The sequence below is a fragment of the Variovorax sp. AC194 genome, from assembly GCF_979257995.1.
This window is the reverse complement of record NZ_OZ409823.1, coordinates 5,981,544-6,001,655: the sequence shown is the minus strand read 5'-3', so window position 1 is coordinate 6,001,655 and position 20,112 is coordinate 5,981,544. Positions and strand designations below refer to the sequence as shown.

Annotated in this window: 18 protein-coding genes; 17 read left to right on the top strand and 1 reads right to left on the bottom strand. The window is 67.7% G+C overall.

The genetic code is table 11. The annotated features are described in order from the left end of the window. Positions 1-8 precede the first annotated feature (8 nt). The 6 genes from dapF to ACZYRS_RS28400 all read left to right on the top strand — a co-directional run bounded on the left by dapF (position 9) and on the right by ACZYRS_RS28400 (position 5,572). Complete coding sequence (dapF, locus tag ACZYRS_RS28425) at positions 9-920, top strand: diaminopimelate epimerase (protein ID WP_463421874.1); 912 nt, start codon at positions 9-11, stop codon at positions 918-920. Further along, positions 917-1,612: a DUF484 family protein gene (locus ACZYRS_RS28420; RefSeq protein WP_198786193.1), complete on the top strand. Its 696-nt coding sequence runs from the start codon at positions 917-919 to the stop codon at positions 1,610-1,612. The genes dapF and ACZYRS_RS28420 overlap by 4 nt, the downstream gene beginning before the upstream one ends. Beyond that, positions 1,609-2,256: a YdcF family protein gene (locus tag ACZYRS_RS28415; RefSeq protein WP_463421873.1), complete on the top strand. Its 648-nt coding sequence runs from the start codon at positions 1,609-1,611 to the stop codon at positions 2,254-2,256. The genes ACZYRS_RS28420 and ACZYRS_RS28415 overlap by 4 nt, the downstream gene beginning before the upstream one ends. After that, a complete protein-coding gene (locus ACZYRS_RS28410) occupies positions 2,231-3,196 on the top strand; it encodes a tyrosine recombinase XerC (protein ID WP_463421872.1) in 966 nt (321 codons plus the stop codon). Before ACZYRS_RS28415 ends, ACZYRS_RS28410 begins: the two co-directional genes overlap by 26 nt. Before the next feature lie 12 nt (positions 3,197-3,208). Further along, positions 3,209-4,429, top strand: a complete 1,221-nt coding sequence (locus ACZYRS_RS28405; protein WP_463421871.1) for a class I SAM-dependent rRNA methyltransferase — start codon at positions 3,209-3,211, stop codon at positions 4,427-4,429. Positions 4,430-4,513: 84 nt separating this feature from the next. Beyond that, a complete protein-coding gene (locus tag ACZYRS_RS28400) occupies positions 4,514-5,572 on the top strand; it encodes a CobW family GTP-binding protein (RefSeq protein ID WP_463421870.1) in 1,059 nt (352 codons plus the stop codon). An 86-nt stretch (positions 5,573-5,658) separates the two neighbouring features. On the opposite strand, the gene ACZYRS_RS28395 is transcribed toward ACZYRS_RS28400, so the two are convergent. Continuing rightward, positions 5,659-7,164, bottom strand: a complete 1,506-nt coding sequence (locus ACZYRS_RS28395) for a YdgA family protein (protein ID WP_463421869.1) — start codon at positions 7,162-7,164, stop codon at positions 5,659-5,661. Between the two features lie 379 nt (positions 7,165-7,543). Here ACZYRS_RS28395 and dksA point away from each other — a divergent pair, with 379 nt between their 5' ends. The 11 genes from dksA (at position 7,544) to mraY (ending at position 20,110) form a co-directional block, all read left to right on the top strand. Continuing rightward, entirely contained in the window at positions 7,544-8,521 is a 978-nt protein-coding gene (gene dksA / locus ACZYRS_RS28390) for an RNA polymerase-binding protein DksA (protein ID WP_332875241.1), read from the top strand. Between the two features lie 48 nt (positions 8,522-8,569). Next, complete coding sequence (locus ACZYRS_RS28385) at positions 8,570-10,243, top strand: STAS domain-containing protein (RefSeq protein WP_463421868.1); 1,674 nt, start codon at positions 8,570-8,572, stop codon at positions 10,241-10,243. A 53-nt stretch (positions 10,244-10,296) separates the two neighbouring features. After that, on the top strand, positions 10,297-10,842 hold the full coding sequence (hslV, locus tag ACZYRS_RS28380; protein ID WP_042578379.1) for an ATP-dependent protease subunit HslV: 546 nt from the start codon (positions 10,297-10,299) through the stop codon (positions 10,840-10,842). Between the two features lie 2 nt (positions 10,843-10,844). Continuing rightward, on the top strand, positions 10,845-12,173 hold the full coding sequence (gene hslU / locus ACZYRS_RS28375) for an ATP-dependent protease ATPase subunit HslU (protein WP_198786186.1): 1,329 nt from the start codon (positions 10,845-10,847) through the stop codon (positions 12,171-12,173). Positions 12,174-12,444: 271 nt separating this feature from the next. Then, on the top strand, positions 12,445-12,873 hold the full coding sequence (gene mraZ / locus ACZYRS_RS28370) for a division/cell wall cluster transcriptional repressor MraZ (RefSeq protein WP_198786427.1): 429 nt from the start codon (positions 12,445-12,447) through the stop codon (positions 12,871-12,873). An 8-nt stretch (positions 12,874-12,881) separates the two neighbouring features. Then, positions 12,882-13,805 (top strand): 16S rRNA (cytosine(1402)-N(4))-methyltransferase RsmH, encoded by a 924-nt coding sequence (gene rsmH / locus ACZYRS_RS28365; protein ID WP_198786185.1) that lies wholly within the window; start codon positions 12,882-12,884, stop codon positions 13,803-13,805. A gap of 1 nt (position 13,806) precedes the next feature. Next, a complete protein-coding gene (gene ftsL / locus ACZYRS_RS28360) occupies positions 13,807-14,154 on the top strand; it encodes a cell division protein FtsL (protein WP_198786184.1) in 348 nt (115 codons plus the stop codon). Then, positions 14,151-15,905, top strand: a complete 1,755-nt coding sequence (locus tag ACZYRS_RS28355; protein ID WP_463421867.1) for a peptidoglycan D,D-transpeptidase FtsI family protein — start codon at positions 14,151-14,153, stop codon at positions 15,903-15,905. Before ftsL ends, ACZYRS_RS28355 begins: the two co-directional genes overlap by 4 nt. Positions 15,906-15,907: 2 nt before the next feature. Continuing rightward, complete coding sequence (locus ACZYRS_RS28350; protein WP_463421866.1) at positions 15,908-17,470, top strand: UDP-N-acetylmuramoyl-L-alanyl-D-glutamate--2,6-diaminopimelate ligase; 1,563 nt, start codon at positions 15,908-15,910, stop codon at positions 17,468-17,470. Beyond that, complete coding sequence (locus ACZYRS_RS28345) at positions 17,467-18,909, top strand: UDP-N-acetylmuramoyl-tripeptide--D-alanyl-D-alanine ligase (protein ID WP_463421865.1); 1,443 nt, start codon at positions 17,467-17,469, stop codon at positions 18,907-18,909. The genes ACZYRS_RS28350 and ACZYRS_RS28345 overlap by 4 nt, the downstream gene beginning before the upstream one ends. Positions 18,910-18,931: 22 nt before the next feature. Beyond that, positions 18,932-20,110 (top strand): phospho-N-acetylmuramoyl-pentapeptide-transferase, encoded by a 1,179-nt coding sequence (mraY, locus tag ACZYRS_RS28340; RefSeq protein ID WP_198786180.1) that lies wholly within the window; start codon positions 18,932-18,934, stop codon positions 20,108-20,110. Positions 20,111-20,112: the final 2 nt, after the last annotated feature.

The following is a 20,112-nucleotide window of genomic DNA, read 5'->3' as shown; positions in this document are numbered from 1 at the left end:
ATCCCCCGATGCGAATCCGCTTTACCAAGATGCAGGGAGCCGGCAACGATTTCGTCGTGCTGGACGAAACGCGCGGCACGCTGGGCCTCACGGCCGCGCAATACCGCTTCCTGGCCGACCGCCATTTCGGCGTCGGCGCCGACCAGATCCTCACCGTGCGGCCCCCACCCAAGGACGCGGCCGAGGACATCGACTTCCAGTACGTGATCCACAACGCCGACGGCGGTGAGGTCGAGCAGTGCGGCAACGGCGCGCGCTGCTTCATGCGCTTCGTCAAGGAGCACAAGCTCACCGACAAGAACGAAGTGCGTGTGCTGACGCTGGCCGGCGTGATCGCGCCGCGCATGGGCGCCGACGGCCGCGTGACGGTCGACATGGGCGCCCCCATCTTCGAGGCCGCGCGCGTGCCCTTCGACACCGCCGGGCTCGATGCGCAGCCCGACGGTTCGTGGGAAAAGTGGCACCTCGCGCTGGGCACCCGCGCCGGCAGCGCCATCGTTTCGGTCGCGGTGCTCTCGATGGGCAACCCGCACGCGGTGCAGGTGGTCGACGATGTCGATACCGCCCCCGTGGCCGAGCAGGGCCCGCAGATCGAGCACCACCCGCGCTTTCCGCAGCGGGTGAATGCGGGCTTCATGCAGGTGGTGGACCGCACGCACATCAGGCTGCGCGTGTTCGAGCGCGGTGCCGGCGAAACGCTGGCCTGCGGCACGGGCGCCTGCGCGGCGGTGGTGGCGGGCATCCGGCTCGGGCTGCTGGATCAGCGCGTCGACGTGCAGACGCACGGCGGCATCCTCACGATCGAATGGCAGGGCGAGGGCCAGCCGGTGCTCATGACGGGCCCGGCCACGACGGTGTTCGAGGGCGACATCGAAGTACCCGACGTGCCCGACGTACCTGACATTGCGGAACAACCATGACCCATCCCACCCACGACAACGACGCCATGAACCCGATCACCGAAGACGACATCGCCAATTACCTGGCGAACACGCCCGACTTCTTCGAGCGCCATGCCCAGTTGCTCGCGCAGGTGCAGCTCACCAGCCCGCACGGCAACCGCGCCGTGAGCCTGCAGGAGCGCCAGGCCGAGATGCTGCGCGAGAAGATCAAGGCGCTGGAGCATCGCCTGATGGACATGGTGCGCCACGGCACCGAGAACGTCGTCATCGCCGACCGCCTGCAGCGCTGGACCAATGGCCTGCTGACCACGCGCGATCCGCGCAGCCTGCCGTACCGCATCGCGGTCGATCTGCAGTCGCTGTTCCTGGTGCCGCAGACGGCCATCAAGGTGTGGGACTGCACGAGCGACTACCTGAACGAAGCCTATGCTCAGTGGGTGAGCGACGACGTGAAGGCGCTGGCCACCTCGCTCACCTCGCCGTACTGCGGCCTGAACTCGGGCTTCGAGGCGGCCAACTGGCTGCCCGAGCCGCAGGCGGCCATGTCGATCGCGCTGATTCCGCTGCGCGCCGATGCCGAATCGCCGGCCTTCGGCCTCCTGGTGCTGGCATCGCCCGACGCGCAGCGCTTCAACGCCGAGATGGGCACCGACTTTCTCGAGCGCATCGCCGAGCTGGCCTCGGGCGGCCTCTCGCGGCTGCGTCCTTGATTCGCCCGCGCTGGCTGCGGCGGCCCTGGCAGGCCGCGCTTTTCGGTGCGGTGCTGGCCTTGGCGGTCGTCACCGGGGTGGCCTACGTGGCCATCGGCGTGCTGATCTGGTGGCATGGCGAAGCGGTGCTCGCGCATGCGCCGCAGCGCCCGGCCGATGCGGCGCTGGTGCTCGGAAGCCGCGCCTTTCTCGACGGCAAGCCGCATCCCTGCCTCACCGGGCGGGTCGATACCGCGCTCGCGCTGGCGCAGGCCGGGCTGGTGAAGCAGTTCGTGTTTTCCGGCGGCGTGGATTCCGAGGACGGCCGCACCGAGGCCTTCGTGATGCAGCAGCATGCGCAGGCGGCGGGCTTCGCGGGGCCGATGGTGCTGGAGTCGGCATCGACTTCCACGCGGCTCAATCTCTCGCTCTCGCGGCCGCTGCTGCTGGCGGCGGGGGTGCGTCGCGTGGTGATCGTGTCGGAGCCCTATCACCTCTGGCGCATCGAGCGGCTGGTGCGCATGAGCGGTTTCGACCAGAGCTTCGACGTGCAGTACGCCGGGGCGGCCACCTCGTGCTGGCGCGCGCTCGGCCCGTTGTCCAAGGGCGCATTGCGCGAGCCCGCGGCGATCGTGAACAATGCCTTCCGTGGCCTCCTCTTCTGAATCCCATGGGGATCCGGCCTCCGCGGGCTGGATCGACAAGTACCTCGCGCATGTGCGCGTGGAGCGCCGGCTCGCGGCGCGCACGGTCGAGCTCTACGCCTTTCATCTGCAGGCGCTGAAGGAAAACGCCGCCGAGGCCAACTTGCCGCTCGATCGCGTGCAGACCGCCCACATCCGCCGCTGGATGGCGAAACTGCACAGCGCCGGCCGCGAGCCGCGCGGCATCGCGCTGGTGCTGTCGTGCTGGCGCAGCTTCTACCGCTGGCTCGGGCATGAAGGCTTGATCGGCTTCAACCCGGTGCAGGACGTGCATGCGCCCAAGGCCGGCCGCCCGCTGCCCAAGGCGCTGGGCGTGGACGACGCGGTGCAGCTGGCCGAGCTGCACGACGAAGAGGCCGACCCGTGGATCGAAGCGCGCGACCGCGCCATCGTCGAGCTGCTCTACGGCTGCGGCCTGCGCGTGAGCGAGCTCACGGGGCTCGACGCGCAGGCGAGCAACACGGCGCTGGGCTGGGTCGATCTCGATGCGAAGGAAGCCAACGTGCTCGGCAAGGGCAGCAAGCGCCGCATCGTGCCGGTGGGCGGCAAGGCGGCCGAGGCGCTGCAGGAATGGCTCGACGTGCGCGGCGACCGGCCCGCGTCGGCGCTCTTCATCAGCGCCAAGGGCGCGCGGATGTCGTCGCATGCGGTGTGGAAGCTCTTGCGCGAACGCAGCCTGAAGGCGGGGCTCGCCGCGCCTGTGCATCCGCACATGCTGCGGCACTCGTTCGCGAGCCACGTGCTGCAATCGAGCAGCGACCTGCGCGCGGTGCAGGAGCTGCTGGGGCACGCGAGCATCGCGACGACGCAGATCTATACGCGGCTGGATTTCCAGCATCTGGCGAAGGTCTATGACGCCGCGCATCCGCGCGCGAAGGCCAAGCCCGAGCACGACAAGTAAGCAACAAAAAACATGAAAACCCTCCGCCTCAAACCCGGCAAAGAGCGCTCGATGCAGCGCCGCCACCCCTGGGTCTTCGAATCCGCCATCGCGCGCGGCGGTGCCGACTCGGGCGAGACGGTGCGCGTGGAATCCCACGACGGCGCGTTCCTCGCGTGGGCGGCGTTCAGCCCGATCTCCAAGATCCGCGCGCGGGCCTGGAGCTTTGTCGAAACGCAGCGCATCGACGCGGCGTTTCTCGCATCGGTGTGCGAGCGCGCAGTGCGTGCGCGGGGCCTCTTCGACCTGCAGAGCGACGGCGTGCGGCTGGTGCATGGCGAGGCCGATGGGCTGCCGGGGCTGATCGTCGACCGCTACGGCGATACGCTGGTCGCGCAGTTCCTCTCGGCCGGCGTCGAGCGCTGGAAGGACGTGCTGGCCGATGCACTGCTCAAGGCCACGGGCCTCGCGAAACTCTACGAGCGCTCCGACGCGAGCGGCCGCGAGCGCGAAGGGCTCAAGCCCGTCACGGGCTGGCTGCGCGGGGAGGGCGCCACCGCGATCACGATTCGCGAGCACGACTGGCAACTGTCGCTCGACATCGCGACCGGCCACAAGACCGGCTTCTACCTCGACCAGCGCGACAGCCGCCAGCGTTTTGCGGAGCTCGCCAAGCACCGCCGTTTCCGCCGCGTGCTCAACTGCTTTTGCTACACGGGCGGCTTCACCGTCGCGGCGCTCGCGGGGCTGAAGGCCGCGGGCGCGCTCGAAGGTGCCGAGCTGGTGTCGGTCGATTCGTCGCAGCCGGCGCTGAATTTCGCGCGCGCCAACATCGCGCTCAATGGCTTCGGCGGCGAGGGTTCGGGCGTGAAGACCGAGTTTCTCGACGCCAACGTGAACACCGTGCTGCGCGAGTTCATCGACCAGGGCCGCACCTTCGACGCGATCGTGCTCGACCCGCCGAAATTCGCGCCCACGGCGGCGCACGCCGAACGCGCGGCGCGGGCCTACAAGGACATCAACCGCCTCGCGCTCAAGCTCCTGGAGCCGGGCGGCGTGCTGCTGACGTTCTCGTGCTCGGGCGGCATTGGCGCCGACCTGTTCCACAAGATCGTGGCGTCGGCCGGACTGGACGCGAACGTGGACGGTTACATCAGCGAACGTCTTGGAGCAGCGCCGGACCATCCGATGACCATCGAATTCCCGGAAGGGGAGTACCTCAAGGGGCTGGTGGTGGTGAGAAAACCCGCTTGACCCCTTCGCCAACGCAACTCAGTGGCATTGGCTAAACTGCCCGCCACCCCCCGTTTTTTTCGTTTTTCGCTCGGAGCTTTCCTCATGGCCCTCATTCCCGCGACCATCCTCACCGGCTTTCTCGGCTCGGGCAAAACCACGCTGCTCAAGCGCATCCTGACCGAGGCCCATGGCCAGAAGATCGCGGTCATCGAGAACGAGTTCGGCGAAGAGAACATCGACAGCGACATCCTGGTGACCGAATCGAAGGAGCAGATCGTGCAGATGAGCAACGGCTGCGTCTGCTGCACCATCCGCGAAGACCTGCGCGAAGCGCTGCAGATGCTGGCCGCCAAGAAGCGCCAGGGCCTGCTGGATTTCGACCGCGTGGTGATCGAGACCACGGGCCTTGCAGACCCCGGCCCCGTGGCGCAGACCTTCTTCATGGACGACGAGATCGCCGAGAGCTACCTGCTCGATTCGATCCTCACGCTGGTGGACGCCAAGCACGCGCCGCAGCAGCTCAACGACCGCCAGGAAGCGCGCCGCCAGGTGGGCTTTGCCGACCAGATCTTCATCAGCAAGAGCGAGCTGGTGTCGGCCGAGGAAACCGAGGCGCTGATTCATCGCCTGAAGCACATGAACCCGCGCGCGCCGCAGCAGAAGGCGCATTTCGGCGACGTGCCGCTCAAGGACATCTTCGACCTGCGCGGCTTCAACCTGAACGCCAAGCTGGACATCGACCCGGACTTCCTGAAGGAAGACGACCACGATCATGACCATCACGATCATGACCACGCGCATGGCGAGGCGTGCGACCACCCCTCGCACAAGCACGAAGGCCACGGCCACCACCATCACACCGACGACGACGTCAAGAGCTTCGTCTACAAGGCCGACCGCGCGTTCGATCCGGCCAAGCTGGAAGACTTCCTGGGCGCCATCGTCAACATCTACGGCCCGCGCATGCTGCGCTACAAGGGCGTGCTGAACATGAAGGGCACCGAGCGCAAGGTGATCTTCCAGGGCGTGCACCAGCTGATGGGCAGCGACCTGGGCCCGGAGTGGGGCAAGGACGAGAACCGCCAGAGCCGCATGGTGTTCATCGGCATCGAGCTGCCGCGCGAAATTCTCGAGCAGGGGCTCGAGCAGTGCCTGGTCTGACGACGGCCTGCTGATCCACAAAAAAAGGCGCTGCCCCGCGAGGGTCAGCGCCTTTTTCGTGGCCTTTTCGTGGCTTCGGCCGGGGCTTACTTGCCCAGTTCGGTCAGCGGCTTGCCATTGACCTTCAGGCTGCCTTCGCTGAATTCGATCTGCCCGGTGACATGCTCGCCGTCGCGCTTGACGAAGCCCTTTTCCTCGCCTTGCTCGACCAGGCCCGCCACCATTTCGGGCGGCGGCGTCTGGCCGCTTTCGGCGCCGGTCGCGGCGATCTGCTCGAGCCATTGCACCGGCAGCCGCGCGTTGGCCTTGAGCACGCCGCGCTTCATGAGGAGCGCCATGCCCGGGGCCTGCAGGTCTTCGTCGGTCACGCCGACCATGCCGGCCGTATAGCTGATTTCGCCGCGCTTGCCGCCGATCTCGACCACCATCTTGTCCAGCCCGAACTCGGGGCTGTACTTGGCCATGGCCTTCAGGTCCGGGGCGAGCTGGTCGGCCAGCGCCTTCATCGCGGCCTGCGTGGCCTTGCTGCTCTTGCCGCAGCCGGCGGCGGCGCTGGACTGCAGGTAGGCGTCGGCCAGCTTCTTGTAGCCGGCGGCGTGGATGCGGCGGGCGCCGCTCGCCATCTCGAACTTGTCGATGCTGGTCTCGCCGATCTTGCCCTGGCCCTTGAGGGTGGCGTCGGAGGCGTAGAGGCCGTCCTTGATGCTGGCTTCGCCCGTCAAGTCGATGTTCTGCAGCAGCACCTTCACGGGCTTGTGCGCGCCGGCCGGCGCATCGGCATCGGCGCCGCCCGCGAGACCCTTGGTGGCGGAGAGCTCGAAGGCTTCCAGGCGCCCTTCGGTCTTGCCGGTGGCCAGGAACCAGCCCGCGCTGTTGTCCATGTCGGCCTTGGCGGTGAGCTTGCCCATCTTCATCTGCACGCCCTTGGCCGCATCGTTGAAGTCCAGGCCGGGCATCGTCATGTCGTAGCGCGCCTTGGTGCGTCCGGAGTTCACCTCGATGTGCGCCTGCGCGCCCTGCCAGGCGAGCTGGCCCTTGCCTTCTTCGGTGAACTTGGCGGGCGCGACCGCCATGTCGATGGCATAGCTGCCGTCGAAGTTGACCTTGGTGAATGCCGTGAGCGGCTTGGCCTTGCCGAAGAGCTTCTCGGCCTCGGCCTGTGCCTTGATGTCGAGCACCAGTTCGCTGTCGATGGTGGCGGCCGCGAGCGTGCCGCCGGCGATCGGGCCGTGGCGGATGGTGTCGCGGATGGTGATGCGCAGCGGCTTGGACGGCTTGGCTTCGGTCTCGCCGCGGTCTTCTTCTTCCTCCGGCTCCTCGCCTTCAGCGGGCTTGGCGGGCGCCTGCGCCACGGCGGGAGCGGTGGCGGCATCGGCCGCGCAGCCGATCTCCAGCGTGACGGTGCTCACGGCACCGAAGAAACTGCGCTCGTACTTGCGCTCGGTCACGCGGACCAGCGCGGTCTGCTTGGGCATCTCGTCGAGTGCGGTCTCGTAGATCGAGCGGACCTTCGATCCGGTCCACCAGGTGCTCCCTCCGTAGGCGACGACGATGGCCGCGGCCACGGCTCCCAGAACTGCTTTCTTGCTCAAGGCTTGCTTTCTTTTATCGAATGATCGGATGGGCCCGCGGCGCCCAGGGGCAAGGCGGGCCTCGCGTCACCCCCTCCGGCGACGCCGGCCGATGCTAACGGACGCGAACGTCACGCAGACACATCGCCCGCGTATTCGAGTTCTCTATACAATCGCGCGCCTGTTCCGCAAGGCATACCTCGTTCGATGGACGGGATGTGACTTCCGGCACGGGGCGCCGCACGTTTCTGCAGGGCTTTCGGGGGTATAACCCCGGGGTTCGCAAACCGCGAGCAGCCCGACAACGTGGAGCCCGCGCGGCACGAAAGCTGCGAGTGGCTCCCATGGGAGGAGACACCCAGTGAAAGCGCGTTCCAGTTCGTCCAAGGAGCCAGTCACCGTGAAGAAACCCGCCGCCAAGGCCACGCCAGCATCCAAGCCCGCCGCAAAGAAGGCGCCGGCTGCGAAGGCTGTACCCGCGGCGAAAAAGGTTTCCGCCACCGCGAAAGCGCCTGCTACGAAGGAGAAAAGCGCGTCCAAAAAGCCCGCAGCACCACCGGCCAAGGCCGTTGCCACTGCTGCGACAAAGAAGTCCGTCCAGCCCGCCAAGCCTGCAACCGCAACCAAGACCGCAGGCACGGGTCCATCGTCATCCAAACCCGTCGGCCGCCCTGCTGCCGTTCCTTCCGCTCCCCCGATCCCCATGAAAAAAACGGCTGCCGCCTCCTCTTCCGCCCCGGCGACACCCTCGATGCCCGCTCAAACCGCCACGCCCGCACCCGCCGCGCGTGGGGGCCGCGTGTCCCGGCTGTCGCAACTGACCGTTCCCTCGATGCCGCAGTCCGTGGCGTCGACCGCCGCCAAGTCCAGCTTCTCGCAGGCGCCGTCCACCGCGCTGGTGCCGCCGCCGCCGCTGGCCGTCAAGAAAGACCCCAAGCTCGCGAACAACTGGAAGACCAAGTCGCCCGCCGAGCTGACCGATGCCGAAGTCATCGCGATGCCCGACACCGAGTACATGAACGAAAAGCAGATGGCGTTCTTCCGCCTGAAGCTCGAAGAACTCAAGCGCGGCATCCTGGAGAACGCCGGCGAGACCACCGAGCACCTGCGTGAAGACACGGTGGTCGTGCCCGATCCGGCCGACCGCGCCACCATCGAGGAAGAACACGCCCTCGAACTGCGCACGCGCGACCGCGAACGCAAGCTGCTCAAAAAGATCGAGCAGTCGATCCAGCGCATCGATGGCGGCGACTACGGCTATTGCGACGAGACCGGCGAGCCGATCGGCGTCGGCCGCCTGCTGGCCCGCCCGACCGCCACGCTGTCGCTCGAGGCGCAACAGCGCCGCGAGCTCAAGCAGAAAATGTTCGGGGATTGAACCGGGTCACGGTAGATAAAAACCAGCCCGCTCGATAGTCTTCGCCGAATGCCAAAGGAAGAATCGGGCCGCCTTTTTTCGAAGGTGGCCAAGTTTGTCCGCAATCCGCTCAAGGATTGGTCGGAGCTGGATGCGCCTTCCGCCGCGACGTCGGACTCCTCGCTGCCCGATCAGACCTACAGCCGGGAGATGCTCAAGGAAATGATCGAGCGGCGCCAGCGCAACGACTTCGTGCGCCGGCGCGAGTTCGACATGCTGCGAAAGCTGCGCCAGCGCGAGGCCGCCGCCCACGCCTTCGAGGCAACGGTCACGCCCTCGTCGTTCAACATCAACAGCTCTTCGGAAAAGTCCGAGGGGCGCGCGCTCACGCTCAAGAAGATCGACGAGATCGAAGAGCAGATGTCGCAGCAGTGGTGGAAGGGGCGCGGCCCGAACGGCGAAACGCTGGTCAACCCGCCGCCCGATGCCGGCGCCGAGACGCTGCCGCCCGTGCATGTGGACGACCTGCTCCAGCCGCCTCCCGTGCATCGCGCCGTGGCGGCCGTGGCACCCGTCGAAGTCGCGGGTGCCACCGCCGGTGTTGCCGGCGCCAGCGGTGCGCCGCCGCTCTTGTCTTCCCGGCTCGCGCACGACGGCGCGATGGAAGAGGCGGTGATCCGCTTCGCGCACGGCGACGATGCCGGCGCCGAGGCCATCCTGCTGCAGGCGCTGGCGTCCGACACCCCGCCGGGCACCGACGCGGAGAACGACGCCGCGTCCGAGCGCGACGACAGCCGCTGGCGCACCCTGTTCGACCTGTACCGCGCCACCGGCGACGCCGCCAAGTTCGCGGCCGCCCGCATGCGCTACGCGTCGCGCATGAAGCGCATGGGCCCCGATTGGGTCTCGCTCGAAGAGCTGGCCCGCAGCGTGAAGGCGGTGACCGCCAGCGAAGACGCCGAGCAGGGCGGCGACAGCGGCGCCATGGCCGACTGGAACAGCCCCGCGCGCCTGGCCCGCGACGGGCTGATGAGCCTCACGCGCGCGCTGTCGCAGGCCGGTTCGGTCTGGACGCTGGACTGGCGCTCGCTCACGGCCATCGAGCTGGAAGCCGCTGCGCCGATGCGCGTGCTGCTGACGCACTGGGCCGATTCACCGGTCAAGCTGCGCTTCATCGGCTCCGCGCAACTCCTGGCCGTGCTGGCCGAGGCGGCGCCCAACAACGAGCGCGGCACGGACGACGTCTGGTGGCAGCTGCACCTGGCCGCGCTGCGCGTGATGCACCTGCCCGACGACTTCGAGCTGGTGGCGCTGAACTACTGCATCACCTACGAGGTGTCGCCGCCGTCCTGGCAAGACCCGCAGGGCGAATGCACCGCGCTCGCCGCGCCGCCGCCGAGCAAGGGCAGTTCGGTGTGGTCGCTGCTGTCGAGCGCCGAATCGGAGAGCTTCCCTTCGCACGACACCGGCTTTGCCGCGCTGGCGGGCGACCTGCGGGGCGAATCGCTGTCGTCCTGGCAGCGGCTGGACACGGACCTCCGGCACACCACGGCACCCGTCATTTCGTGCGCGGCGCTGCTGCGCATGGACCTGGCCGCGGCCGGCACGCTGCTCAGCTGGGTGCGGGCGCGGGACGCCAATGGCGAGCGGGTGCAGTTCGTCGATGCGCACCGGCTGATCGCCGCGCTGTTCGGTCTCGTGGGCATTGCCGATCACGCGACCGTAGCCGTTCGAAAGAACTGAAACCGGCCCTGTTCCGGGGTTGCATTGCCATCGGCCATCCCCAGATGGCTTCGATGGAACAGTTTCACGGCACCACCATCGTGAGCGTGCGCCGCAAGACCCCCCAAGGCGACCAGGTCGCCATCGGCGGGGACGGGCAGGTCACTCTCGGAAATATCGTCATCAAGGGCACGGCGCGCAAAGTGCGCCGCCTCTATCACGGCAAGGTGCTGGCCGGCTTTGCCGGCGCCACCGCCGACGCCTTCACGCTCTTCGAGCGCTTCGAGGCCAAGCTCGAGAAGCACCAGGGGCACCTCACCCGCGCGGCGGTCGAGCTCACCAAGGATTGGCGCACCGACCGCGTGCTGCGCAAGCTCGAGGCCATGCTGGCCGTGGCGGACGCCACCACCTCGCTCATCATCACCGGCAACGGCGACGTGCTGGAGCCCGAAGACGGCGTGATCGCCATCGGTTCGGGCGGCGCGTACGCGCAGTCGGCGGCCAAGGCGCTGATCGACAACACCGACCTCTCGGCCGAGCAGATCGTTCGCAAATCACTGGCGATCGCCGGAGAAATCTGCATTTACACGAACATGAACCACACGGTGGAAGCGCTCTGACCATGTCCATGACCCCCCAGGAAATCGTCTCCGAGCTGGACAACCACATCGTCGGCCAGCCGGCCGCCAAGCGCGCCGTGGCCATAGCTCTGCGCAACCGCTGGCGCCGCCAGCAGGTCGAGGAGAAGCTGCGCAGCGAGATCACCCCGAAGAACATCCTCATGATCGGCCCGACGGGCGTGGGCAAGACCGAGATCGCCCGCCGCCTCGCGCGCCTGGCGGACGCGCCCTTCATCAAGGTCGAGGCGACCAAGTTCACCGAGGTGGGCTATGTCGGGAAAGACGTCGATTCGATCATTCGCGATCTCGCCGAAATCGCCGTCAAGCAGACCCGCGAATCCGAAAGCGCCAAGGTGCGCGCGCGGGCCGAGGACGCCGCCGAGGACCGCATCCTCGACGTGCTGCTGCCCCCGGCGCGCGGCGCCGACGGCTCGACGCCTGCAATCGACGGACCCAACCCGACGCGCCAGGCTTTCCGCAAGAAGCTGCGCGAGCACCAGCTGGACGACAAGGAGATCGAGCTCGACCTGGCCGAAACGCGTGCCCCGCTCGAGATCATGGGCCCCGCCGGCATGGAAGAGATGACCGAGCAATTGCGCGGCATGTTCGGCCAGATGGGCGGCGGCAAGCGCAAGACGCGCAAGCTCAAGATCGCCGAGGCGCTGCGCCTGTTGATCGACGAAGAGGCTGCGAAGCTCGTCAACGAGGACGAGATCCGCGCGCAGGCGATCACCAACGCCGAGCAGAACGGCATCGTTTTCATCGACGAGATCGACAAGGTCGCCACGCGCAGCGAAGCGCAGGGCTCCGACGTGTCGCGCCAGGGCGTGCAGCGCGACCTGCTGCCGCTGGTGGAGGGCACGGCCGTGACCACCAAGTACGGTGTGGTGCGCACCGACCACATGCTGTTCATCGCGAGCGGCGCGTTCCACCTGAGCAAGCCGAGCGACCTGATCCCCGAGCTGCAGGGGCGCTTTCCGATCCGCGTGGAGCTGCAGTCGCTCTCGGTGTCGGACTTCGAGAGCATCCTCACGCAGACCCGCGCATCGCTCGTGAAGCAGTACCAGGCGCTGCTCGCGACCGAGGGCGTGACGCTCGATTTCCAGCCCGACGGCGTGACGCGCCTGGCGAGCATCGCGTTCGAGGTGAACGAGCGCACCGAGAACATCGGCGCGCGCCGTTTGTCCACCGTGATGGAGCGCCTGCTCGATGAGGTAAGCTTCGACGCGGCCCGCATCGAAGGTCAGACGATCCGCATCGATGCCGCTTACGTCGACGAGCGCCTTGCGGCACTAAGTCACGACGAAGACCTTTCGCGCTTCATCCTCTGAAGCTGCTTCTCTTCCCCCTGTAACGGGGGAATGCTTCACGCATTACTTTCATTGCGTGAGCTAAGTACTTAATTTTCAACGAAATTCGCCGATTCCGAGGTTTTGGAATCGGCGCTAAGTCGTTGATTCCATTACAAAAAATACCACCAACGGCCAGTTGCGCCCCAAGTGTTTCCTGCTACAGTGCAAAAAAGTGCAGTTAAGTGGGAAAAAGTGCGGATAGTGCCTCTTTCGGGCATTGCAGCACCTCCCAACACAGGGGTTCGTGGTCGTGTTTCAAGGCGCTTCATCGCTCAGTCTGGATGCCAAGGGGCGGCTCTCCGTGCCGACCCGGCACCGTGACGTCCTGAGCGCGACGGCAGGCGGCCAGCTCACGATCACCAAGCATCCGCACGGGTGCCTGATGGTGTTCCCCCGTCCCGAATGGGAAAAATTCCGCGAGCGCATCGCCGCGCTGCCGATGTCGGCGCAGTGGTGGAAGCGCGTGTTCCTGGGCAACGCGATGGACGTGGAGATGGACGGCACCGGCCGCGTCCTGGTCTCGCCCGAGCTGCGCGCCGCCACCGGCATCGCGCGCGACACGCTGCTCCTCGGTATGGGCAACCACTTCGAACTCTGGGACAAGGCCACCTACGAGGCCAAGGAGGCCGAGGCCACCCAGGGCGAGATGCCGGATGTGTTTCAGGACTTCGCGTTCTGAGGACCCACGTGAACACCCCATGGACCCATACGACCGTCTTGCTGAACGAAGCGGTGGAAGCCCTTCTTTCCGGCAGCGCGGCGGCCGCCGGCACCTATGTCGATGCAACGTTCGGCCGGGGAGGACACGCGCGGGCGATCCTCGCGCGGCTCGCGCCGGAAGGCAGGCTGATCGCGTTCGACAAGGATGCGGAAGCGGTGGCCGAAGCAGCGCGCATCTCGGATGCGCGTTTTTCCATCCGCCACCAGGGATTCCGCTCGCTGGGCGAGCTGCCCGACGCCAGCATCGCGGGCGTGCTGATGGACCTGGGCGTGAGTTCGCCGCAGATCGACAACCCGGTGCGCGGCTTCAGTTTTCGATTCGACGGCCCGCTCGACATGCGCATGGACACCACGCGCGGCGAGAGCGTGGCCGAGTGGCTGGCAACGGCCGAACTTCAGCAGATTGCAGAGGTGATCCGTGACTATGGCGAAGAACGGTTTGCTGTTCAGATTGCAAAGGCGATTGTTGCTCGCCGACAAGAACGGGGCGCAATTTCAACCACCACCGAACTGGCCGAGCTCGTGGCTGGCACGGTCAAAACCCGCGAGCAGGGCCAGAACCCTGCAACGCGCACATTTCAGGCTTTTCGGATTTTCATCAACGCCGAGCTTGAAGAGCTGCAACAGGCGCTAGAGGCGAGCCTGTCCGTGTTGCAGCCCGGCGGCCGGCTCGCGGTGATCAGCTTTCACTCGCTGGAAGACCGCATCGTCAAGCAGTTCATCGCCAAGCATTCCAAGGAGGTCTACGACCGCCGGGCGCCTTTCGCCGCGCCCAAGGTGATGAAGCTCAACGCGCTCGAGCGCATCAAGCCGTCCGAAGACGAAGTGCGCGGCAATCCGCGCTCGCGCAGCGCGATCCTGCGGGTCGCCGAACGCACCGAGGCCAACTGACATGGCCCGCCTGAACCTGCTCCTGCTTCTGGCCGTCATCGCGACGTCGCTCTATCTCGTCCATACGCAGTACCGCTCGCGCCAGCTCTACACCGAGCTCGATCGCGTGCAGCAGGAGGCGCGCCGCCTGGAAACCGACCACGACCGCCTGCAGGTCGAAAAGCGCGCCCAGGCCACGCCGCTGCGCGTGGAGAAGCTCGCCAAGGAGCAGCTGCAGATGCGCACCACCACGCCGGCCATCACGCAGTACGTGCGCCCGGACGGCACGGTGATCCCGGCCGTCGCGCCGCTGCCGCCCGTGACCCCTCCCAAGCCCGCCGCCACCACCGCCAGGGGGGCTGCGCGATGAGCCGCCGCGACCGCAGCGTGCGCTACACCACCAGCCCCTTGCTCGCGAGCAAGACGCCGGTGTGGCGCAGCAAGTTCATCGTCGCGGGCATCGCCTTCGGCTTCGTCATGCTGGCCGGGCGCGCCGCGTACGTGCAGGTCTTCAACAACAGCTTCTTCCAGCGGCAGGGCGAAGTGCGCTTTGCGCGCACGCTGGAGCTGCCGGCCAACCGCGGCCGCATCCTGGACCGCAACGGCCTCATCCTGGCCTCCAGCGTGGTGGCGCCCAGCATCTGGGCCATTCCCGAAGACATCGAGCGCGACGACCCCGAGGTGCGCGCCAAGCTCAAGCTGGTGGCCAAGCTGCTGGAGATGCCGCAGAAGGACTTCGACAAGAAGCTGCAGGACGAGGACAAGACCTTCGTCTGGATCAAGCGCCAAGTCGACGAGCCCGTCGCCAAGCAGATCGCCGCGATGAACTTGAAGGGCATCTACCAGCGCAAGGAATACAAGCGCCAGTACCCCGAGGGCGAAGCCGCCGCGCACGTGGTCGGCTTCACCAACGTGGAAGACAGCGGCCAGGAAGGCATCGAGCTCGCGTTCAACGGCGACCTGGCCGGCAAGGCGGGTTCCCGCCGCGTCATCAAGGATCGCCTCGGCCGCGTGGTCGAGGGCGTGGGCGACATCGTGCCGCCGCTGGACGGCAAGGACATCCAGCTGAGCGTGGACAGCAAGGTGCAGTTCTTCGCCTACCAGAAGCTGCGCGACGCGGTGACGGCCCGCAAGGCCAAGGCCGGCAGCGTGGTAGTGCTCGACTCCATCACGGGCGAGGTGCTGGCGCTGGCCAACTACCCGAGCTACGTGCCCGACAAGCGCCAGAACCTCACCGGCGAGCAGCTGCGCAACCGCGCCGTCACCGACACCTTCGAGCCCGGCTCGACGATGAAGCCCATCACCGTCGGCATGGCGCTGGAAGCCGGCCGCGTGAAGCCCTCCACGCTGATCGAAACCGGCCCCGGCCGCTACCAGATCGGCGGCTTCACCATCAGCGACACCCACAACTACGGCACGCTGACGGTCGAGGGCGTGATCCAGAAGTCGAGCAACGTCGGCGCGCTCAAGATCGCGCAGAAGATGACCCCGCACGAGATGTGGGACACCTACACCGCGCTCGGCTACGGCCAGAAGCCGCAGATCCAGTTCCCCGGCGCGGTCACCGGGCGGCTGCGCCCGTGGAAGACTTGGAAGCCGGTCGAGCAGGCCACCATGGCCTACGGCTACGGCCTGTCGGCGTCGCTGTTCCAGATGGCGCATTCGTACACCTCGTTCGCGCACGACGGCTCGATCATTCCCGTCACCATCCTCAAGACCACCGAGGCGCCGGTCGGCGTGCGCGTGTTCTCGCCCTCCAACGCGCTGGCCGTGCGCAAGATGCTGCAGATGGCCGCCGGCCCCGGCGGCACCGGCACGCGCGCGCAGACGGTCGGCTACTCGGTCGGCGGCAAGTCGGGCACGGCCCACAAGCAGGTCGGCAAGGGCTACGCGAGCAACAAGTACCGCGCCTGGTTCACCGGCATGGCGCCCATCGAGAAGCCGCGCATCATCGTCGCGGTGATGATCGACGAGCCCAGCGACGGCCAGTATTTCGGCGGCGTCGCGGCAGCGCCCGTGTTCAGCGAAGTCGTGCAGCAGACGCTGCGCATGATGAACGTCGCGCCCGACCTCGCAGTCAAACCCCTTGTGATGACGCAGGGCGTCGACGAGAGCTTCTGAGCATGCTGACACTCACATCCCCCCAACTGGCCGCGCTCTGGCTCAAGGAGCGCGTGCAGGGTGCGCTGCATGCCGACAGCCGGCCGGTGGGCGCGGGCGACGGCTTCATCGCCTGGCCCGGCGCCGCGACCGACGGGCGCAAGCACGTGGCCGCTGCGCTGGCGCAAGGCGCCGCGGCCTGCCTGGTCGAGTACGAGGGCGTCGATGCCTTCGGCTTCGATCAAGGTGAATACAGCGACCGCATCGCGGCCTACCCGGGCCTGAAGGCGGCCACCGGCCCGATCGCCTCGGCCTTTCACGACAACCCCTCGGCGCTGCTCGACGTGCTGGCCGTGACCGGCACCAACGGCAAGACCTCCACCGCCTGGTGGCTGGCCGAATCGCTTTCCTCGCTGCGCGCAGCCGGCGGCGTTCGCGCGATGCGGCCCGACGGCACCATGGAGCGCGGCGCGCCGTCGCCCTGCGCCGTGATGGGTACGCTGGGCATCGGCGTGCCGCCCGAGCTCACCTACACCGGCCTCACCACGCCCGACCCCGTGATGATGCAGGGCGCGCTGCGCGACATGGTCGCGCACGGCTTCGGCGCCTGCGCCATCGAAGCCTCGTCCATCGGCATCGCCGAGCGCCGGCTCGACGGCGCGCAGATCGCGGTCGCGGTGTTCACCAATTTCACGCAGGACCACCTCGACTACCACGGCAGCATGGACGCCTACTGGGCGGCCAAGGCCGAGCTCTTCCGCTGGCCCGGCCTGCGCGCCGCGGTGATCAACATCGACGACATGCACGGCGCGAGCCTGTGCGCGAACCTCGTGGACGCCGGCATCGGCGCGCTCGACGTCTGGACGGTGTCGGCCGGCGGCAAGGCGGCGCGCCTCGCGGCGCGCGACATCGGCTACGACGCGCAGGGCCTGCAGTTCTCGGTGGCCGAGCACGGCACCGCGTCGGTCGAGCGGCTCTCCACCGGCCTCATCGGGCAATACAACGTGGCGAACCTGCTCGGCGTGCTCGGCACGCTGCGCGCGCTGGGGCTTTCGCTGTCGCGGGCGGTGGCGGCTTGCGCCAATCTCACGAGCGTGCCCGGCCGCATGGAACGCGTGAGCGTTGGCGGCGCTGCACCGCTGGCCGTGGTCGATTACGCCCACACGCCCGACGCGCTCGACAAGGCGCTCGCCGGCCTGCGCCCGCTGGCGCAGCAGCGCGGCGGCGCGCTCTGGTGCCTGTTCGGCTGCGGCGGCGACCGCGACCCGATCAAGCGCCCGATGATGGCCGCCGTCGCCGAGCGCCAGGCCGACCATGTCATCGTGACCAGCGACAACCCGCGCAGCGAAAAGCCCGACGCGATCATCAGCCAGGTGCTGCGCGGCTTCTCGCGCTCGGACGCCGCCCAGGTGCAGCCCGACCGCGCCGCCGCCATCGCCGATGCGATCGCGCAGGCCGCGCCGCAAGACGTGGTGCTGATCGCCGGCAAGGGCCACGAGGCCTGGCAGGAGATCGCGGGCCAGCGCCTGCCGTTCTCCGACAGGGCCCACGCGCTGGACGCCCTGACGAAGCGGGGTGCGGCATGAGCGATATGACGCCGCTGAACTTGACGCTCGCCCAGGCGCAGCAATGGATTCCCGGCGCGCGCCTCGTGGGCGACCCGGCGACGGTCATCGCGCGCGTGCACACCGACACGCGCACGCTGGCGCAGGGCGACCTGTTCGTCGCGCTCAAGGGCGAGCGCTTCGACGCCAACGATTTCCTGGCGCAGGCCCGGGAGCAGGGCGCGGTCGCGGCCATCGCCCACCACGGCCTCGAAGCCGCCGGCCTCGCGGGCCTCGAAGTGCCCGACTCGCTGGCCGCGCTCGGCGCCCTCGGCGCGGGCTGGCGCGCGCAGTTCGAGCTGCCGCTGATCGCCGTCACCGGCAGCAACGGCAAGACGACCGTCACGCAGATGATCGCGGCCATCCTCGTCGCCTTCCGCGCCGACCGCGCGCTCGCAACCGCCGGCAACTTCAACAACGAGATCGGCGTGCCGCTCACGCTGCTGCGCCTGCGCGCGCGCCACCAGCACGCGGTGCTGGAGTTGGGCATGAACCACCCGGGCGAAATCGCGCGGCTGGCCGCCATCTCGCGCCCGACCATTGCGCTGGTCAACAACGCCCAGCGCGAGCACCAGGAATTCATGGCCACCGTCGAGGCCGTGGCCATCGAAAACGCAGCGGTGTTCGCAGTGCTGCCCGACGACGGCACGGCCGTCTTCCCTTATGGCGACACCTTCACGTCGCTGTGGACCGACATCGCGCACGACGGCGGCGCGCGCCGCTGCCTCACGTTCGGCGAAGACGCGGATGCCGACATCTCGCTCGACAGCGCTGAATGGAAGCAGGGCGCCTGGGCCGTGCGCATCCGTACGCCGCTGGGCGCCTTCGACGCGCAGCTGCACATCGCCGGCCGCCACAACGTGGGCAATGCGCTGGCCGCCACCGCCTGCGCGCTGGCCGCGGGCGTGCCGATCGATCGCATCGCCGAGGGCCTGTCGGCCTTCGAGCCGGTCAAGGGCCGCTCCAAGGCCAGCGAAGTGGTGCTGTCGAACAAGCACACGCTCACGCTGGTGGACGACAGCTACAACGCCAACCCCGATTCGGTGATCGCCGCCATCGACGTGCTCGCGGGCCTGCCCGGTCCGCGCCTGCTGGTGCTCGGCGACATGGGCGAGGTGGGCAACCGCGCGCCCGAGTTCCACGCCGAGGTCGGCGCCTGGGCCAGGCAGCGCGGCATCGAGGCCGTCTACACGCTCGGCACCGAGACCGCGCACACCGTCGCGGCCTTCCAGGGCGCGGACAACGGCCGCCATTTCGGCGATTACGAAGCGCTGCATGCCGCCGTGCTCGCGCGCCTGCCGCTGGTCGGCAGCGTGCTCGTGAAGGGCTCGCGCTTCATGAAGATGGAACGCGTGGTGCAAGCCATCGGTGGCCTTGCGCAGTCGCAACCCAAAACAACAACAAAAGGAGGCCGGTCATGACGCATGAGCCGCGCGATACACCATGCTGCTGACCCTTGCCCAATGGTTGCAGACGCTCTCGCCCGAGTTCGGGTTCTTGCGCGTCTTCCAGTACCTCACCTTCCGCGCGCTGATGGCCGCGGTGACCGCGCTCGTGGTCGGCCTGGTGGCCGGCCCGTACGTGATCCGCCGCCTCGCCGCGCTCAAGATCGGCCAGCCGGTGCGCGGCTACGGCATGGAAACGCACCTCACCAAGAGCGGCACGCCCACCATGGGCGGCGTGCTGGTGCTGTTCGCCATCGCCTTCGCCACGCTCCTGTGGTTCGATATTTCGAACCGCTTCGTGTGGATCGTGCTGTGGGTGACGATGGGCTTCGGCGCCATCGGCTGGGTCGACGACTGGCGCAAGGTGGTGCGCAAGGACCCCGAGGGCATGCGCTCGCGCGAGAAGTATTTCTGGCAGTCGGTGGTCGGCCTGCTTGCGGGCTTCTACCTGCTTTTCAGCATTTCCGAGAGCTCCAACTGGCGCGTGCTGCAGCTGTTCTTCGCGTGGGTGCAGTCGGGGTTCGATCTGGACTTTCCGCCCAAGATCAACCTCCTGGTGCCCTTCTTCAAGGAAGTGAGCTATCCGCTGGGCGGCATCGGCTTCGTGATCCTCACGTACCTGGTGATCGTGGGCGCGAGCAACGCGGTCAACCTCACCGACGGGCTCGATGGCCTGGCGATCATGCCGGTGGTGATGGTGGGCTCGGCGCTGGGCGTGTTCGCCTATGTCACGGGGAGCGCGGTGTATTCCAAGTACCTCCTGTTCCCCAACATCCCGGGCTCGGGCGAACTGCTGGTGTTCTGCTCGGCGATGGCCGGCGCGGGTCTGGCGTTCCTCTGGTTCAACACGCACCCGGCGCAGGTCTTCATGGGCGACGTGGGCGCGCTCGCGCTCGGCGGCGCGCTGGGCACCATCGCGGTCATCGTGCGCCAGGAGATCGTGTTCTTCATCATGGGCGGCATCTTCGTGGTCGAGGCGATCTCGGTGATGGCGCAGGTCATGTACTTCAAGTACACGAAGAAGCGCTACGGCGAGGGCCGCCGCGTGCTCAAGATGGCGCCGCTGCACCACCACTTCGAGAAGAGCGGCTGGCGCGAGACGCAGGTCGTGGTGCGCTTCTGGATCATCACGATGCTCTTGTGCCTCGTGGGTCTTTCGACGTTGAAGCTGCGGTGAGA

Coding starts and splice junctions, on each gene's coding strand:
- dapF (WP_463421874.1), top strand. CDS start 9: ATGCGAATCCGCTTTACCAAGATGCAGGGAGCCGGCAACGATTTCGTC.
- ACZYRS_RS28420 (WP_198786193.1), top strand. CDS start 917: ATGACCCATCCCACCCACGACAACGACGCCATGAACCCGATCACCGAA.
- ACZYRS_RS28410 (WP_463421872.1), top strand. CDS start 2,231: ATGCCTTCCGTGGCCTCCTCTTCTGAATCCCATGGGGATCCGGCCTCC.
- ACZYRS_RS28405 (WP_463421871.1), top strand. CDS start 3,209: ATGAAAACCCTCCGCCTCAAACCCGGCAAAGAGCGCTCGATGCAGCGC.
- ACZYRS_RS28400 (WP_463421870.1), top strand. CDS start 4,514: ATGGCCCTCATTCCCGCGACCATCCTCACCGGCTTTCTCGGCTCGGGC.
- ACZYRS_RS28385 (WP_463421868.1), top strand. CDS start 8,570: ATGCCAAAGGAAGAATCGGGCCGCCTTTTTTCGAAGGTGGCCAAGTTT.
- hslV (WP_042578379.1), top strand. CDS start 10,297: ATGGAACAGTTTCACGGCACCACCATCGTGAGCGTGCGCCGCAAGACC.
- hslU (WP_198786186.1), top strand. CDS start 10,845: ATGTCCATGACCCCCCAGGAAATCGTCTCCGAGCTGGACAACCACATC.
- ftsL (WP_198786184.1), top strand. CDS start 13,807: ATGGCCCGCCTGAACCTGCTCCTGCTTCTGGCCGTCATCGCGACGTCG.
- ACZYRS_RS28355 (WP_463421867.1), top strand. CDS start 14,151: ATGAGCCGCCGCGACCGCAGCGTGCGCTACACCACCAGCCCCTTGCTC.
- ACZYRS_RS28350 (WP_463421866.1), top strand. CDS start 15,908: ATGCTGACACTCACATCCCCCCAACTGGCCGCGCTCTGGCTCAAGGAG.
- ACZYRS_RS28345 (WP_463421865.1), top strand. CDS start 17,467: ATGAGCGATATGACGCCGCTGAACTTGACGCTCGCCCAGGCGCAGCAA.
- mraY (WP_198786180.1), top strand. CDS start 18,932: ATGCTGCTGACCCTTGCCCAATGGTTGCAGACGCTCTCGCCCGAGTTC.